Annotated in this window: 10 protein-coding genes, 1 tRNA gene and 2 rRNA genes; 11 read left to right on the top strand and 2 right to left on the bottom strand. The window is 32.6% G+C overall.

Annotated elements, in window-relative coordinates; translation table 11 throughout:
* Positions 1 to 68 precede the first annotated feature (68 nt).
* From ACZ5B9_RS10450 to ACZ5B9_RS10440, 3 genes are all read left to right on the top strand, one after another.
* Positions 69 to 2,974: ribosomal RNA gene (locus ACZ5B9_RS10450) — 23S ribosomal RNA — on the top strand.
* A 61-nt stretch (positions 2,975 to 3,035) separates the two neighbouring features.
* Positions 3,036 to 3,148, top strand: a 5S ribosomal RNA gene (gene rrf, locus ACZ5B9_RS10445).
* Between the two features lie 15 nt (positions 3,149 to 3,163).
* Positions 3,164 to 3,240 (top strand) — tRNA-Asn (locus tag ACZ5B9_RS10440).
* A gap of 527 nt (positions 3,241 to 3,767) precedes the next feature.
* Here the strand turns inward: ACZ5B9_RS10440 and ACZ5B9_RS10435 are convergent.
* Positions 3,768 to 5,093: a spherulation-specific family 4 protein gene (locus ACZ5B9_RS10435; protein WP_464422539.1), complete on the bottom strand. Its 1,326-nt coding sequence runs from the start codon at positions 5,091 to 5,093 to the stop codon at positions 3,768 to 3,770.
* Between the two features lie 400 nt (positions 5,094 to 5,493).
* Positions 5,494 to 5,724: a hypothetical protein gene (locus tag ACZ5B9_RS10430; RefSeq protein ID WP_464422538.1), complete on the bottom strand. Its 231-nt coding sequence runs from the start codon at positions 5,722 to 5,724 to the stop codon at positions 5,494 to 5,496.
* A gap of 222 nt (positions 5,725 to 5,946) precedes the next feature.
* Between ACZ5B9_RS10430 and ACZ5B9_RS10425 the strand changes: the two genes are divergently transcribed.
* The 8 genes from ACZ5B9_RS10425 (at position 5,947) to ACZ5B9_RS10390 (ending at position 17,298) form a co-directional block, all read left to right on the top strand.
* Positions 5,947 to 6,381: a DnaJ domain-containing protein gene (locus ACZ5B9_RS10425; RefSeq protein ID WP_464422537.1), complete on the top strand. Its 435-nt coding sequence runs from the start codon at positions 5,947 to 5,949 to the stop codon at positions 6,379 to 6,381.
* A 16-nt stretch (positions 6,382 to 6,397) separates the two neighbouring features.
* Positions 6,398 to 7,225 (top strand): FHA domain-containing protein, encoded by an 828-nt coding sequence (locus tag ACZ5B9_RS10420; RefSeq protein ID WP_464422536.1) that lies wholly within the window; start codon positions 6,398 to 6,400, stop codon positions 7,223 to 7,225.
* A 43-nt stretch (positions 7,226 to 7,268) separates the two neighbouring features.
* On the top strand, positions 7,269 to 7,913 hold the full coding sequence (locus ACZ5B9_RS10415; RefSeq protein WP_464422535.1) for an FHA domain-containing protein: 645 nt from the start codon (positions 7,269 to 7,271) through the stop codon (positions 7,911 to 7,913).
* Between the two features lie 391 nt (positions 7,914 to 8,304).
* Complete coding sequence (locus tag ACZ5B9_RS10410) at positions 8,305 to 10,674, top strand: PP2C family protein-serine/threonine phosphatase (RefSeq protein WP_464422534.1); 2,370 nt, start codon at positions 8,305 to 8,307, stop codon at positions 10,672 to 10,674.
* A 15-nt stretch (positions 10,675 to 10,689) separates the two neighbouring features.
* The gene (locus ACZ5B9_RS10405) at positions 10,690 to 12,099 is read left to right on the top strand and encodes a hypothetical protein (RefSeq protein ID WP_464422533.1); all 1,410 of its coding nucleotides are present in this window, start codon (positions 10,690 to 10,692) and stop codon (positions 12,097 to 12,099) included.
* Entirely contained in the window at positions 12,056 to 12,961 is a 906-nt protein-coding gene (locus ACZ5B9_RS10400) for a serine/threonine protein kinase (protein WP_464422532.1), read from the top strand. Before ACZ5B9_RS10405 ends, ACZ5B9_RS10400 begins: the two co-directional genes overlap by 44 nt.
* A gap of 398 nt (positions 12,962 to 13,359) precedes the next feature.
* Complete coding sequence (locus ACZ5B9_RS10395) at positions 13,360 to 16,023, top strand: Hsp70 family protein (RefSeq protein WP_464422531.1); 2,664 nt, start codon at positions 13,360 to 13,362, stop codon at positions 16,021 to 16,023.
* Positions 16,024 to 16,038: 15 nt separating this feature from the next.
* On the top strand, positions 16,039 to 17,298 hold the full coding sequence (locus tag ACZ5B9_RS10390; protein ID WP_464422530.1) for an efflux RND transporter periplasmic adaptor subunit: 1,260 nt from the start codon (positions 16,039 to 16,041) through the stop codon (positions 17,296 to 17,298).
* Positions 17,299 to 17,314 lie beyond the last annotated feature (16 nt).

Below are 17,314 nucleotides of genomic sequence, written 5' to 3'. Positions count from 1 at the left end.
TTTAGGACAATGGGAAATGAATAGTAGGTAAAAGATTACAATGAAACTGGAGTAAAAGTTATTCTGGATAAAAAGCTAACAAGGGCACACGGAGGATGCCTAGGCAACAACAGCCGATGAAGGACGTGATAAGCTGCGATAAGCCGGGAGAAGATGCACATAATCGTTAATCCCCGGATTTCCGAATGGGAAAACCTGCATGCCTGGAGGGCATGCGTGAAAACGGTAAGCCCGTGAACTGAAACATCTAAGTAACGGGAGGAAAAGAAAGTAAAAACGATTCCCTAAGTAGCGGCGAGCGAACGGGGAAAAGCCTAAACCGTGCCAGTGCCAAGCGGACAGCATTGCTGGCACGGGGTTGTGGGACTTCCATCAACGGATTGTCATAATGTTTAAGCTGTATGTATGTAAGTAGAATCAGCTGGGAAGCTGAACCAAAGAAGGTGATAGTCCTGTAGAACATAAAATACATATAGTGACTGGAAGCACCCGAGTAGCGTCAGGCACGAGGAATCTGGCGTGAATCAGCGTGGACCATATCACGCAAGGCTAAATACTGCTGTTGACCGATAGTGAAGAGTACCGTGAGGGAAAGGTGAAAAGAACCCTGAGCAAGGGAGTGAAATAGAATTTGAAACCGTGTGCTTACAAACGGTAGGAGCACTTTATGTGTGACTGCGTGGATTTTGGTTAATCATCCTGCGAGTTATGATTAGTGGCAAGGTTAATAAAGCGGAGCCGAAGGGAAACCGAGTCTTAACAGGGCGTCAAGTCGCTAGTCATAGACGCGAAACCTAGTGATCTAGGCCTGTCCAGGCTGAAGCTGAGGTAAGACTCAGTGGAGGGCCGAACTCACCGCCGTTGAAAAGTTGGGAGATGAGGCAGGTCTAGGGGTGAAAAGCCAATCGAACTAGGAGATAGCTCGTTCTCTCCGAAATGCATTTAGGTGCAGCCTTGACGTTAAGATATGTGGGGGTAGAGCTCTGTATGGTCTAGGGGGCGTACTGCTTACCGAAATCAAGCAAACTTCGAATACCATATATTAATAGTCAGGAGTGAGTCCGCGGATGACAAGGTCCGCGGACGAGAGGGGAACAGCCCAGACCGCCAGCTAAGGTCCCTAATTATGTCTAAGTGGGAAAGGAGGTGGATATTCACAGACAACCAGGAGGTTGGCTTAGAAGCAGCCATGCCTTAAAAGAGTGCGTAATAGCTCACTGGTCGAGAGTATCTGCGCCGAAGATGTAACGGGGCTAAGACATAAACCGAAGCTGCGGAGGCGTGCCTGCACGCCTGGTAGGAGAGCGTTCTGTAGGCCGTTGAAGGAATGCCGCAAGGCCATTCTGGAGGTATCAGAAGTGAGAATGCAGGAATGAGTAGCGAGAAGGCGGGCGAGAATCCCGCCGGCCGGAAGTCCAAGGTTTCCAGGGGAAGGTTTGTCCGCCCTGGGGAAGTCGGGACCTAAGCATAAGCAAAATTGTGATGGCGAATGGAAAACAGGTTAATATTCCTGTACCACTATTATCGCTTGAGAGACGGAGTGACGCAGGAAGGTATGTGAGAAGACTGACGGAATAGTCTTTCTAAGGGCGTAGCATGGACACGCAGGAAAATCCGCGTGTCTAAATGTGAGACCTGACGGGGAAGTGCATTGGCATAAGTCACAGATCCTACACTGCCGGGAAAAACTTCTATCGATGAGAAGTAGTGCCCGTACTGTAAACCGACACAGGTGGACAGAGTGAGAAACTTAAGGCCGACAGGATAACTCTAGCTAAGGAACTCTGCAAAATAGCCCCGTAACTTCGGGAGAAGGGGTGCCTGATATACCTGAGAGGAGAAACGCCTCAAGGGGAAACAGGCCGCAGTGAAGAGTCCCAAGCAACTGTTTACCAAAAACACAGGTCTATGCTAAGCTGAAAGGCGACGTATATGGGCTGACACCTGCCCAGTGCCGGAAGGTTAAGAGGAGGAGTGAGAGCTCCGAATTGAAGCCCCGGTGAACGGCGGCCGTAACTATAACGGTCCTAAGGTAGCGAAATTCCTTGTCGGGTAAGTTCCGACCTGCACGAATGGTGAAATGATTTGGGAGCTGTCTTGGCTGGAGACCTGGTGAAGTTGTAATGCCGGTGAAGATACCGGCTACCTGCAGTAGGACGGAAAGACCCCGTGGAGCTTTACTGTAGTTTGGCATTGGGTTTTGGCTGTGTGTGTATAGGATAGTTGGGAGACTGTGAAGCTGAGGCGTCAGTTTCAGCCGAGTCGCCGTTGGAATACCAACCATATGCCGTTGAAATTCTAATCCGGTAACGGAGACAGTGCTAGATGGGCAGTTTGACTGGGGCGGTCGCCTCCCAAAGAGTAACGGAGGCGTTCAAAGGTTCCCTCAGGCTGGATGGAAATCAGCCTAAGAGTGCAAACGCATAAGGGAGCTTGACTGCAAGACTGACGGGTCGAGCAGGCACGAAAGTGGGAGTTAGTGATCCGGCGGTTCCGTATGGAAGGACCGTCGCTCAACGGATAAAAGCTACCCCGGGGATAACAGGCTGATACTTCCCAAGAGTCCATATCGACGGAAGTGTTTGGCACCTCGATGTCGGCTCGTCTCATCCTGGGGCTGGAGAAGGTCCCAAGGGTTGGGCTGTTCGCCCATTAAAGAGGCACGCGAGCTGGGTTCAGAACGTCGTGAGACAGTTCGGTCCCTATCCACTGCAGGCGCCTGAATACTGAAAAGATCTGACCTTAGTACGAGAGGACCGGGTTGGACAGACCTCTGATGTACCAGTTGTCACGCCAGTGGCATGGCTGGGTAGTCACGTCTGGAACGGATAATCGCTGAAAGCATCTAAGCGAGAAGCCGACTTTGAGATGAGTATTCGCAGTATCCATGGAGAACACATGGTTGATAGGCCAGGGGTGTAAGCGCAGCAATGCGTTCAGCTGACTGGTACTAATATTACATCTGCTTTTTAGTTAATCTTTTACTGCTGCTATTTATTTCTCATTGTCTTAACTTGACAATTTAGTTTTTAAAGTTTGGTGATGCTAGCAGCAGGGATACACCCGGTCACATTTCGAACCCGGCAGTTAAGTCTGTTTACGCCTACGATACTTGGATTCGTCCCGGGAAAATAGGCAGTTGCCAAACTTTTTTCTTTTGCGTGTCTCCGTAGCTCAGCCGGTTAGAGCATCTGACTGTTAATCAGAGGGCCGTTGGTTCGAGTCCAACCGGGGACGCCATTTTTTTTGTTAAAAATATTCAAAAATAGACTTCTTTCATTTCAACTTTTCTATATTTTAGTTTGATTCTTTAACTTTTTATATATATTATACATTCTTAAATTCTGATGTTTATTTAGGTTTTATTTATTAACTATTGTAAAATAAATTTAGAGTAAATTTTATATAAATAATTAATCTATTAAAATTTTTTTTACAAGGATCAGAATCTAATATTTTTAATTAATATACAAAACTTATATTACAGACGTTATAGGTATATTTGGTGGCTTGTAAGAGCATATTATATTTGTGTCTATTTATTTTTAATACATAATAGATTTGTTATTTGATTATGATATTATGTCAAAAAAATAGACTGTGTCATAAAATTGATATCATGAGACAGTCTTAAATTATAATATGTATAAATTTTTAAATATTTATTTTTGTGTGTTTTTTAAAAATTTTAGAATTTTTAAAAGATTCTTATTGAATACGTAAATTATAGTTTTAATTATGGTACTTTTAATTTTTTTATGTATTTATTATGTATTCCATTTTTTTCTCAGATTAATTTTAAAATTTCCAAATTTATCCATTATGTTATAGGAAATATCGCTTAAAAATTCATCAAAAATATTAAATTCAAAATCAAAATTATTGTCAAATTTATTTTTTGAATAATTTTTGTAATGATTATTTAAAAGATTCCATAAGTCAAGACTTGAAAGATATAAGTTTCCAGTAATATTATATTTTTCAGGTATTCTTAACTTGAAAGGAGCGGAATTAATTTCAACATTTTTTGCTGTATTTTGTGGTAATTTGATTGTTTCAATTGCAGAAGTTAATTTTTTTCCCAAATTATTATTAGTATTTGAAAGAACGTGTGATGTTGAGTTATTTATTGATAATATTAAATTTTCAACATTTTGTGGCAAATTATCATAAGGGATATTTGGCATATTTGTTGTTATCATTAGAAATCCTGCATTGCGTTCTTTTGAGAGTTTTAAAAGAGTTTCATACTGATCTGAGGTTGCAGAATGAACGACATGAACAATACGATTTGTATTTTCAGGATTATTTTCAAAATTGTAATTTCTGGGAGTCCAATGGTTTATGTAAGTATCAGCAGATACTTCACTTGTTAACCATAAATCAGAATAGTTTGACATTTCATCTGTAATACTTACACCAGGATTTGCAACGACAATTGAATCAGGATATTTTGTTTTAACATAATTGTATAATTGCGCCATATATTTTATTTCTAAAGGGTTTTTTCCAGATGATATTTCATCAAAGAAAATTCCTGAAATATTATCAGAACCATAAAATTGTATATATTTGTCAATTTCAGAATACACTTGCTTTATGCTTTTAGTATATTCGTTTGTAGTTACGTATCCGAGATTTTTGATTCCCAGTTCTTTATTTTTTTTGATTTGAACAACATAGTTATAATCAGCCTTGTCAGATGGACCGTTGTCAGGATTGATTATAACGTAAGGAATTGTTGTTTCATATTCATAATTTTCAGAGTCTGGTGTACTAAGGAAATCATGATTAGAAGAATAAGTATTTGTAACTTTACTTTTATGAATATCACCAGTATAGCTAAAATCAACTTTAAATTCATTTTCATTTTTTAAATTATTTTTTATAATATCAAAAATTTCATCATTTTTAGAAAAATTAAAATTACTTTCTACACTTGATATGGTTTTATTTTTTAAATCATTAAAGTTAGAAGTTTGTATTGATGAATCAATATTTGAGGAATGTACAGTTTTTTCATAACTTAATCCTGTTACACCCGCTAAGAAAGATGGAATTAAAAAACTATTATTTTTTAACTTTTTCTTCATTTACGACCTCTTTTCAGTGTATATTTGTACTGCTAAAGACAATCTTAGCAGTTTTTTATTTATAGATATTTCAAATTATAAATGAAAGTGTAAGTTGCGTTTTGATTTTCTATAAAGTGATTGACCAATAAAAATTTAATACTAGAATTTTCAAATTCCATTTTAGCAATATATATTATCATTTTTTTTTTATAATTTCAAGAACTTTTTTCTAAAAGAAGATAAAATTTTATTAAAAATAAAATATGCAGCCAAATAACTAACATTGACTGCTTTTTCATAATTTTAAATTGGATAACATAGTAATACTATGTATTAAAGCTTAAATTAAAAGTTTAATTACTATAAAGGAGTTTAGTGTCTTTTTAACTTAGCTTGTTTAAAGTTTTAGTAGTATAAATTAATGTTTTTTATTTTGTTTTATACTAGGTTTTTTAGTGTTTCTTTTTTCTTGAGGATTTATTGTTTGTTTTTTTGTTGGGTTTTTGTTTGTCGTTTTTCTTTTTGACTGAACAACCGTTACTTTTGGTTTTGGCTTTGGATGCTTAGGAGGTACTGCAAAAGAGACTATTGAAATTCCAATAATTCCTAGAATTGCAACCATTTTCTTAAAGGTGTTTTTTATATTCATATTTAACCATCTCCATTCAAATTTATTTTTTCTATTTTCTCTTGACAAGTATATAGTATCATTTAATTTTGTCAAAATTATGTAAATTTTATGTCTTTTTTGTGAAATTTAAGTTTTATTTTTATAATATTGATTAAATTAAAATTAAAAAACAATTGACAAAAATATAAAAATGTAGTATTATAAGTTAAAATTAAAATATAATTAAGAAAATGAAGGGGAATGGATTATTATAAAATACTGGAAGTGTCTGAAAATGCAGATATTTTGAAAATAAAAAAGAAATATAGAAAATTAGCAATGAAATATCATCCCGACAGAAATGCAGGAGATGAAAAGGCTGCAAAAAAATTTCGAGAAATAACAGAGGCTTATGAAGTACTTTCAAATGAGAAAAGACGGAAAGAGTATGATTATAAAAGAGAAAATGAGAATAATCATACAAAAAAGAAAAATGATAAGGAAAATTTTAAAAATAAATATTCTGAAAATAATTTTAGTTTTGGAAAAGAATTTTTTAAAAGTGCGGCCGAAATGAAAGGAATGTTTGAAAATAGTTTTGGACTAGATAAAATGGCAAAGAATAAAGCAAAAGCTGAAAAAGAAAGTGTGAAAAGCAGGTTTGAGAGTTTTTTTGATATGAAAGAGAAAAAGTAAGAAGGGGAAATTAGAAATGTTGTGGGGAATCAGAAGAAGTTTTACAAATTGGAAAAATATTTTTAGGCGTCCGATTGGGCGTGGGAGCATTTACAGGCTGGAAAGGCTTAGAAGTGTAGCACGGCTTGGAAAAAATAGAGAAAATGGAAAAATTAACAATGAAAAAAATAAAATTAGTGTCGATAAGGGAATTAAAAAATATGAAAAACGTAAATTGAATGCAAAAAAACAGAAAAGTTACAAATTTTTAAATATAAAAAATATTTTGATAATGACAGTTTTAATATTTACATTTATTTTTGTCCATCTTTCAGGATATTCTACAAAAAGCCTTTATTTTTCGATTTTTATTTATATCGGAGTTACACTTTACCTTCTTATTGTGGAAAGATTTTTTGAAAAAGTGGAAGTTGAGGAGGAAATCAGAAATATAAAACATGAGAGGGAAAGGGAGCATAATGTATTTTTAGAAAGAGTAAAGGAAATAGAGGATTTGGAGAAAAATCAGATTGAGCATATATTTTTGAAGGATTCAGAAGACTATGATATGAAAATTTGGAAAATTGGGAGGGCAACATCACTTCTCATTGGGAAGCAATCGCCAAGAAACAGAGTGGATATAGATGTAAGTGAAGGAATTTACTCAAATTTAGTCAGCAGGGCTCATGGAATTTTAAATCGTGTCAACGGAATTTGGTATTATGAGGATTTAGGCTCACAAAATGGAAGCGGAATTGAAAGAAGTTTAGATAAACGGAAAATAAAGCTGAAAAAAAATATACCAGTAAAAGTGGAATCAGGGGACATAATTTATTTAGCGACTACAAAAATATTATTAAAATAAATCTATAAATTTATAAAATGAAAAAAGAAAGGAAAATTTTAAAATGAAATTGGATAGATGTAAAAATGGGCATATATATGATGTTTCAAGATACAGCTTATGTCCTTACTGCAAATCAGAAGGGCTGGAAACGGAAAATCTGGATGACAAAATTAATCTGGTTGAAGAAATGAAGGATGAGGACAGAACAACAGCCTACTGGTCTAAAGACAGCACAGTAGATCCGGTCGTGGGTTGGCTTACGTGCATTGAGGGGCATGATAAGGGAAAAGACTACAGAATTGTGAGCGAACGGAACTTTGTTGGGCGTGGAGAAAATATGGATATACAAATTTTAGGAGATACTATGATTTCTAGAAAAAACCATTGTTCAATAAGTTATAATCCTAAACAGAGAAAATTTATGCTAACTCCCGGAGATTCTAATGGACTTATTTATTTAAATGGAGAAGCAGTTTACAACACAGTAGAATTACGGGCTTATTCAGTAGTGGAAATGGGGGAAAGTAAGTTTGTATTTGTGAATTTATGCGGAGATTATTTTGACTGGGAAAAGGAAAAGTCGAGAGAAGAAAGTACAAAAAGGAAATATGAAAATTTAAATGATGAAAAAATTGTGAAAAATGCAAATTTTCAGGATAAAAATAATGATTTAGAAGTAAAAATCGAAGATTATGAAGAAATTTAATAAATTTATACTAAATCCAATATTTTCAAATGATTTAAGATATAATTTTTATTTTTTAAACAGAATTGAGTATAAATTAATCCGTCGGAGCATTTTTATGTGCTGGCAAAACTGTCTGAGCATAGCAAGTTTTTTGTCAGTGCATAAAAATGTCGTAGACTAGCCATAGGTGGTAGGATTTGCGGCGATGAGCAATCCTATGAAAATAAAAGAAAAAATATAATATAAAATAAGAAAAACTGTTATTGAACAAAATAATCTAATACTAAATCTTATTAGAAAATAGAATACAATTCAAAATTTATTAGATATTAACCTTTTTAATGGGGAATAGTATAAAAATATATTTTATAAAGTTGAATTAATAAAAAATAGAGGGAGAAATTGAGAAATGAGGAAAGATGAGGCAAAATTTATTACGGAATTTTTGAGCGAGGCTGGGACGAAGGCTGAAAATAACGATTATTTTGGGTATGTTTTGCTGGATAATTATGCGATTTGGGCCGTGGCGGATGGATTTGATGAGGAAGAAGGGGCAAAAGTTGCGGCAAGAATTGCTGTGGAATCCGTGATTGAATATTTTATACTACGTCCACGGTTTAACTATGATGTAATAAAGGAAATGATGGATTATGCCAATCTGAAAGTTAAGGAAAAACAGGAAGAAACTCAGAAATATTCTCTTATGCACACTTCTCTTTTAATCGTTATAAGCAATTATAATTCAATTTTATATGGAAATATCGGAAATACAAGGTTTTATCATATTAGAGGCGGATATATCATTTCTCAAAGTAGAGATGACACGATAGCACAGCTTTTGGTGGACGAAGAGGCATTGAATATATCGGATATGAGATTTCATAGGCAAAGAAATGATTTGCTGCAGGCAATTGGGGATTTTGGGAAAATTAAGCCAAATATTATAAAAAAACCTGTAGAACTTATGGAAAAGGATGTTTTTTGCTTGACGACTGTAGGATTCTGGGAAAATATTGATGAACATGATATGGAAAATGATTTATCCAGATTTGAGGATAAGAAGCAATGGTTAAATTCATTGGAAAAACGGATACTTGCTTCGCGTAGGGATAATATTGAAAATTATACGATAGCACAGGTAGAAGTGGGTGCTGTAGCAAGTCCAGAGCCGATGGAAAAGGACAAAAGGAAACTTATTAAAAAAATAATACTTGTAATGCTGATTATTGCTGTAATTATTTTGTTTGTTATAATTTGGAATGTAAAAAGGCGAAACGGTATTCTGCAGGCGGCAACGCAGTATGAAAAATTGGCGGATGAGGAGATCTTAAAGAAAAATTTTAATAATTCAATTGATAATTTGAAACTTGAAATCGGAGAGTACGAAAAATTAAAGCCAAAAAGCAAGGGTATAATAGGATTTCTTACGAATGCTGAGAAAAAGAGAGCTGATGCAAGCAAGAAAATTGATGAGATAAATAAGAAAATTGGGGAAACTGAGAAGATTAAAAAGGCATTTTCGGATATTAATGAGGGAAATGAGATGTTTAACAGCGGGAATTATGACGAGGCGAACGTAAAATATCAGCAGGCTAAGTATAACCTGAATGACAACAGTTATAAACGTGACGAGTTGAACACGGAAGAGATTTTAAATACATTGGATTCACGGATAAATTCAACCGTGAAATTAAAGGAAGCCAAGGCTTTGGAGGTCGCTGGAGATACGGCAGTTAATGAAGGAAGCTACAATTTGGCAAAAGTTAGCTATAAAAATGCGGCTGATATGTATTTGGCAAATGGAAGGGCAGATTATGTTTCGCAAGTTGAGAAAAAGCTGGAGGAAATAACGGATAAGGAAAAAACAGCGTATAATGGGGCAATGCTTGCTGAAAATAAAGGGGATTCGCTGGCACAAAGCAATATTAATTCTTCAAAAGAAGCGTATTATCAGGCACGACAGATGTACCAAACGCTTGGAGATACTGTGAAAGTGGGAGAAATCGACAATAAGATACAGGAACTTAATTCCCAGCAAAACGCTGATTTGCAGACTGCCAACAATCTCGTTCAGGAAGGGCTTTCGCAAATAACTGCCAATAATCCAGCACAAGCAATAAATATTCTAACGCAGGCTAAAAATATTTATCAGAAGATGAAAGATACAAATAATGCAAATGCTGTAAGTAAATACATAAATCAGGCACAGGAATTTATTAAATTTGAAAGCCAGAATGCTGAAAAGTTAAAAACGCAGGAAATGGAATATTCGGAAAGGTTAAGGCAGCAGGAAATCCAGATGGAGCAGCAACTGCAGATAAAAGAAGCTGAAATCAAGGCACAGCAGGAAGAAATGGAGCGGGAGAGGCAAAGACGTGAAGAAATAACAAGGAAAATGGAAAATGCGTCAAATCTGGAAATGCAGGCTGATCAACTGGCTATAAATGAAAGATTTGAAGAAAGTATTTCAAAATATGAGGAAGTGAAGAAACTTCTTGAAGAAGTAAATGCAGATGGGAACTTTGGAAATCAGATGTCGAAAATTGAGAATTTGAATAAAAAAATTGAAAAAAGTGAGGGATATTTATTAAAGAAAAAAGCAGAAGAGGATTTTAAGAATAAAAAATGGAAGGAAGCTGTGGAAAAATTTACGCAGGCAAAGGAAAAGCTGGAAAAAAGCAGTACAAAACAAAATGAAATAGCCGAAATTGAGAAAAAGCTAAAAAAGGCTGAGAAAAAGGCAAATAAAAAATGGTGGCAGTTTTGGAAGATTTTTTAAAAGGGAGAAGGGAAAATGATAAAAAATATAAAATTAAATACTTTCTTTTTTAAGGAATATGCACAAATTGCTGAAAAAAACACTTATTCAGCATATATTCCAAATGGAAGTAAGGGAATATGGTGTATTGCTGACCTTGATGAAAAGACAAATGAAAAAATGCAGGAAAAGTCAGAAATATCTCAAAAATTTGAAAATAGTAATGTTGAAAACAAGAAAATTGATAAGATAAATTTAGCAAAAATAGGAGTTCATAAAATTATTGAAAAATATTTGGAAAATAATGAATTTTCGCTGGAAAATATAGAACAGATAATACAATCTTCTATTGATAAAGTGACTTTTGAGAAAACAAAATTATATAAATTTCATAAAGCTGAAAAAGATTTTGATTTAAAAAATTTTTATTCACAAATTGTTATTATTATTGAAAAAAATAATATGATTGTTGGAAATATAGGGAAAACTGAACTTGTTTTGTATAGGGAAAATAGAATTGTGGAAAAGATAGGTGGTGAGCAAGTCAAAAAAATAAGACTTAAAAAACATGATTATTTGCTGGCTGGGAGTCCTGAATTTTGGAAAGTTGTTAATGAGAGTGAAATTGAGGAGATTTATGTTGATAGGAAAAGTAAATTAAATGTCGAGCAGAATTTAAGTGAAAAGATAAAGGCTAGTGAGAAAAAACTGGGAAAAGTGATACCATTTTTGTCGATTTTTGTTGAAGATATTGAAATGGAAAAAAATTATAAATTGTTAGAAAAAGAAATTAATGAAAAAAATCAAAAACAGGAAAAAGTTGTAAAATATATATTTTTGGCTGTAATATTTGTGTTTATGTTTGTTTCTGTGGGGAAAAATATTCAAAAGGGTAACTTGAAAGGTAAAAGAAAAGTAAAAAATATAATGGCTGAGAAAATTATAGAGAAAGCGAATTTGATGAAAATTAATTTAAGTAAACGAGCAGAGATAGAAAGAAATAAAGTCAGACAGAAAAATATTGAAGATGAAGTTGAAAAAACTTTGAAGAATAGTGATCTGGTTGAAAATAAGGAAATAAGAAATAAAAAGATAGAAAATGAAGAAATAGAAAAAAACTATGCAAAAAATTTGGAAATTACTCAAAATATTATAGAAACTAAAGAGAAAAGAGCTGAAAAATTAAATAATTCAAGAATAAAAAAGAAAAGTTCTAAAAATAAAAAATATAATAGAAAAAATTTGAATGCAGATAATAGAAATTTTAAGAAAAATTATAAAGTAAAAAGTAATGGAATCTCACAACTTGAAAAGGAAATTGAGAAAAACTGGGAAGTTATTGGGCGTGATAGAAATGGGAATAATTTTGTGAAAAATAGAGAATTTAAAAGGGAAAAGAAGAATGGATTTTTTATTAAAGGGAACAATATTGAATGGAAAGTATAAAATTTTAAATTATGTGGCTAAAAGCGATTTTTCCAATATTTACTTGTGTGAAGACAGACAAGGGGAAAAAGTAATTATTAAGGAATGCTATCCTTCGAAAATTGTTATGAGAAATGAAAAAGAGGTTTTTACGAAAAAGTATAAGAAAGATTTTGAACAGCTGAAAGAATGTTTTTGGAAAGAAAAATGTATTTTGGAGAAATTTTTGAAAAAATCTAAAAGAAGGAGACAGAAATTTGTGGATGATGTTGTTAAATTCGTGGATTTTTTTAGCGAAAATGGGACAAACTATATTGTTACCGAGTATTTTTATGGAGTTACCTTGAAAAAATATATTTTGGAAAATCGGATAAAAAATGGAAAAGTAAGGATAAATCATATTTTGGAAATATTTTTTAAAATTGCAGAAGTAGTTTGTAAAATTCATAAAAAGGGCATTATTCATTGTGATTTGAAGCCTTCAAATATTTTGATTGATATTAAGGGAAATATTAGGATTATTGATTTTGGAGCGAGCTTGAAAAAGAAGGAAAAGATTGAACTTGTTAAGATTTCAGAAGGATATTCGCCGATTGAGATTTATTCAGAGAAAGTAGAGATTGATGAAAGAACGGATGTTTATTCACTTGCGGCACTTTTATATTTTATGCTTTGTGGAGTGAAAGTGGATGGGGCGATTAAGAGGTTCTATAAGGCTGAACTAGAGTTTGGCAGGGAAGTTATTTTAGGATTTGAGAAGGTTGGAAAATTTAAGGAAGTGGAAGAAGTTATAAAAAAGGGGCTTGAGTTTGAGAGGGAGAAAAGATTTGGGAGTGTTAAGGAAATGATTGAAAAATTGAGAAAAATTTTTATGCAAAGCTAAATATTTTTAATATTTTTAGATTTTATAAATTATACTATTTGTCATTAAAATAATAGAATTATAGTAAAACTTCTTTGAAACCGAACTCAAAAGTCATGACTATTTTACTCAAACTCTAAATTCATATAATTTTTAGTAGTTTAATTTTAAACAGGTTAGAGTACAGTATAATTTTTTTTATGCAACAAAATATAATTTCTGTTTTTTAAATTTGGGTTAGCATTAGATATGCTTGATAACCGTTTAAATTTAAAGTAAATATTGTTTAACAAAGGTAAAGAATTCTTTGTTATTCAGGAAACTATTAGATAAATCACGATAAAATCAAAAACAAGTAAATCTTGAATTTTAATAAAATCGTTATAATACTTGAAAATAGTAAAGGGGAAAAGGTAAAAATGAGATTATTTTATGAAGAGGAATTGCGAAGAAAATCTTATTATGAGATGTATCAGATTGCAATTGAGGAACATTTGGTAAATGTACATGTGGAAACGCCCACGAGAGAGGAGCTTATCTCACTTTTGATGAAATATAGAGGGGTCAAGGAAAATTACTGTATTGACAAGTTTAATAAAAATGGGCTTGTGAATGTTCAGGAACTTTTTGATAATAAACTTGGCGAGAGAATTCATCATGAGAATAAGATACGAGTACCACACAAAATTATTTTATACAAGGAGCTTGATTTGATGAGAGAAGACAATTATAAAATTGAGATTCCTGAAAATGTCAGTAGTGCAAATGCTTTTCTTATAAATGCAAATAATTACTTGTGTGGGATTTTCCAGCTGGAAAAGGATTTGAATAGCAGAAATAAATATTTTCTGATTAGTAAAAAGGAATTTTTTAGAGTTGAAACACTGAGAAATAATAAGTTCTCTTTCTTATTTTTCAAGGAAAATGACTTGAAATTTATTCATAAGTTTTATAATTTGAAGGAAAATGAAATGACACCGCTTTATCCATATCAGATGGACTATTATAAAGTTGAGATTGAAAATTTTATTGTGAAAAATCTGGAAACTACGAATACATCGCTTTGTATTGATTTTGGAACGGTAAATACGGCTCTTGGGGCATATCTGGATAAAAATTATGTGAAAGATTTGCCTACTAATGATATTTTGAATGGAAATGTCGTAATAGATGCTATAAATTATGTGAAATTTGATGATGGAGAGAGACATTATCGTGAGATTTTTCCAACATTAGTTTATGTTGATGATTGCAGCGATGCTAATAATATTAAGTATTCATTTGGGTACGATGTGGTAAGAAAGCTGGAGAGAAATGACTATATTGTCAATGGCTCGATTTTTTACAGCTTGAAAAGGTGGGTGCATGAACATAATAAACTTGAGAAAATTAATGATGAGTTTGGAAATATTCTGTATGTAAAAAGAAAGGATATAATAAAGGCATATTTAAAATATGTTGTGAATCGTGCTGAATATATGTTTAAATGTAAATTTAAAAAAATTCACGCTTCCAGTCCTGTAAAATTAAAGGAGCAGTTTTTGACGATGTTTCAGGAAATTTTTATGATGGAAAATAAATTTAATAAAAATCAGAATTCTGAAATTTCTGAAAAAAATATAATTTCAAGCGAGAAAAATTATGAATATGAAATTATCCGTGAAAATGCGATGGATGAAGCGATTGCAGTGCTGTACAATACAATTGAAATACAGATAAGGAAGGGTAGATATAAGGAGAACGAAGAATACAGTGCATTAATTATTGACTGTGGTGGCGGGACGACGGATTTGGCGGCTTGTAAATATGTGATTAGCAAGGACAAAATTTCATATTATCTGGATATAAGGACGAGCTTTGAAAACGGGGATGAGAATTTTGGTGGAAATGACTTGACTTACAGGATTATGCAGTATTTGAAAATTGTTCTTGGGGCAAGATACTCTGAAAATAGGGTCGTTTCTATTAACGATTTGATAAAATATGACAATGATATGATTTATAAGGTAATTGATGAGAGCGGTGTTGAGAAGATTTTTGAAAATATGAATTTGGAATATGAAAAGTATGAAAATGTAATTCCTACAAAATATTCGCAGTTTGAGAATAAAATGAGTGAAGAATATCAGAAAATACGGAATAACTTTTATATGTTATGGGAAGCAGCTGAAAATCTTAAAAAAGAATTTTTTACATCCGATGGAAGACTGCGGACACGTTTTGATGTGCCTAAAAATTATGAAAAACGGAATGATATTCATATAACGCAGTTAAAAAGCTGGAAAATTCATACTTATGAAAATGGAATATTTACTACAATAACAGATTACCCAAGACATATTTTTACGATAAAGGAAATTGAAAAAATAGTAAAAGCTGATATTTACGGAATGCTCAGAAAATTTTTGAATACATATTACAAGGAAGGACTGCTTTTTGAATATTCATTAATAAAATTAAGTGGACAATCAACAAAAATCAGTACATTTCAGGAAGTCCTAAAGGAATTTGTGCCGGGAAAAATGATTGAATACAAGGAACTGAGCCATCGTGATGATTACGAGCTAAAACTGAACTGTCTGGATGGAGCTATAAAATATCTAGATTATAAGCGTTTCGGGCATATAGACGTGGAAATTGTGAATGAAGTTCCGCTTGTACCGTATTCTGTGTGGGTGGAAAAATACGATGGGGAAAAAGTGGAAATGATACAAACTTCACGAAAGGCTGATATTCTGATTGGACAAATTGACAAAAAGATTTCTGCTGAAGAACTAAAAATTTATGTTTATACTGCAGAAGGCGAATTGAAAAAAGAGATGATTTATAAAAATGAGGATAACTACGAAGAAATGGATGCACAGGAAATTTTGCCTGAATTTACAAATATAATTTCTCAAAATGATACCGATACAATTCAAAACGGCACAATCAGATTTTTTATTTATACTGATTTGAACAACTGGGGATTTTTTGTTGTTCCAATCCAAAGAAAATCAGATCAGCTTTATCTTGGACGAAAGGAATATTTCCCTTATGAAGATAATTTAAGTGAAAATTCCTATTTTGACGGAAACCACTAAAAAAGGAAGAGAATATTGAGAAAAAAAGATGAAATAATTTGGATAATGCCCACAATTTTTATTTTTATTATTCTTTTTATGATAAAATTCTGTACTCCGAAAGTTAATCAGAAATATGTTATTGAAAAAATAACACGTGAAAATCTTGAACTTTTTGTGGATATGAAAGGAACTGTTGTTGCACATAATATTACTAAAATTGGACTGGATGTGAATTTATCCGTTGATGATGTTTATTACAGGGCTGGGGATTTTGTAAAAAAGGGCGATATAATAGTGAAGTTTAGTGATTATCAGAAAAATGGATTGAATGAAAAACGTATGTTATTAGTGATTAAAAATCGGGAATTACGAAATTTGGAAAAACAAAAGGAATTGGGAGCTGATGTTAGTCAGAAAATTCAGGAATTACGTGGAGAAATATCAGGATTGGAAATTGAAATTAAAGATGAAATGAGAAGTACAAGATTGGTTCAGAGAAGTGTAAAAAGTCCATTTGATGCTTACATTGTGAAAATTAATCCAGTGAAAGGTGGAATTACAAACAAAAATGAACCTATTTTGATTCTTGCCAAAAGGGAAGATTTAAAAATAGTTAGTGAAAGTTTGAAAAGTGAGAAAGTTAAAAATCTGAATATTGGAAATGTTGCTGACATTACTATTTTCAGGAGAGAAAATAAAAAGATTGGGGAAGAAAAAACACTTGAAGAATTAATTGAAATGAAAAATGATAAAAGTAAGGAAATTTTGCAAGATAAGAATAAGACAAAAGAGAATTCAGATTTATTTTCTGAAAAAAAAGTTATTGAAGCAGAATTATTTAAGATTAATAAAATTGGTGATATGAATGTGTTTGAATTTTTGCCAACATTATTTAAGGATTTGTTTTTAAATGAGCAGGTAGATATTCGTGTAATTTATAGGAAAAAAGAGAATGTTCTGGCTGTTCCAAAAAAGGCTGTTATTTTTAAAAATCAGAAAAGTTTTATTTATTTGATTGATAAAAATAATTTAGTTAAAGAAAAAGAAGTATTTATTGGAATGGATAACGGAGAGAAGATTGAAATTTTTGGAATGGATATTGGAGAGGGAATCGAAATCATTGGGAATCCTGATGATAAAATTGGGAATAATGTGATTGTGGAACGAAGGAATATTAAGGATGAGGAAATTGAAAAGAAGAAAAAATTGGAAAGTTTAGAGCGGGAAAATGAAAAGCTGGGGAATAGAATGGATGAGAATGAGAGGGAAATTATTAGACTAAAAAGAAAATAAATCAGGATGTTTTTAT

Source organism: Leptotrichia sp. SK-5 (assembly GCF_055387215.1).
Note: the sequence above shows the minus strand (reverse complement) of the source record. Positions and strands in the feature narration are given on the sequence as shown.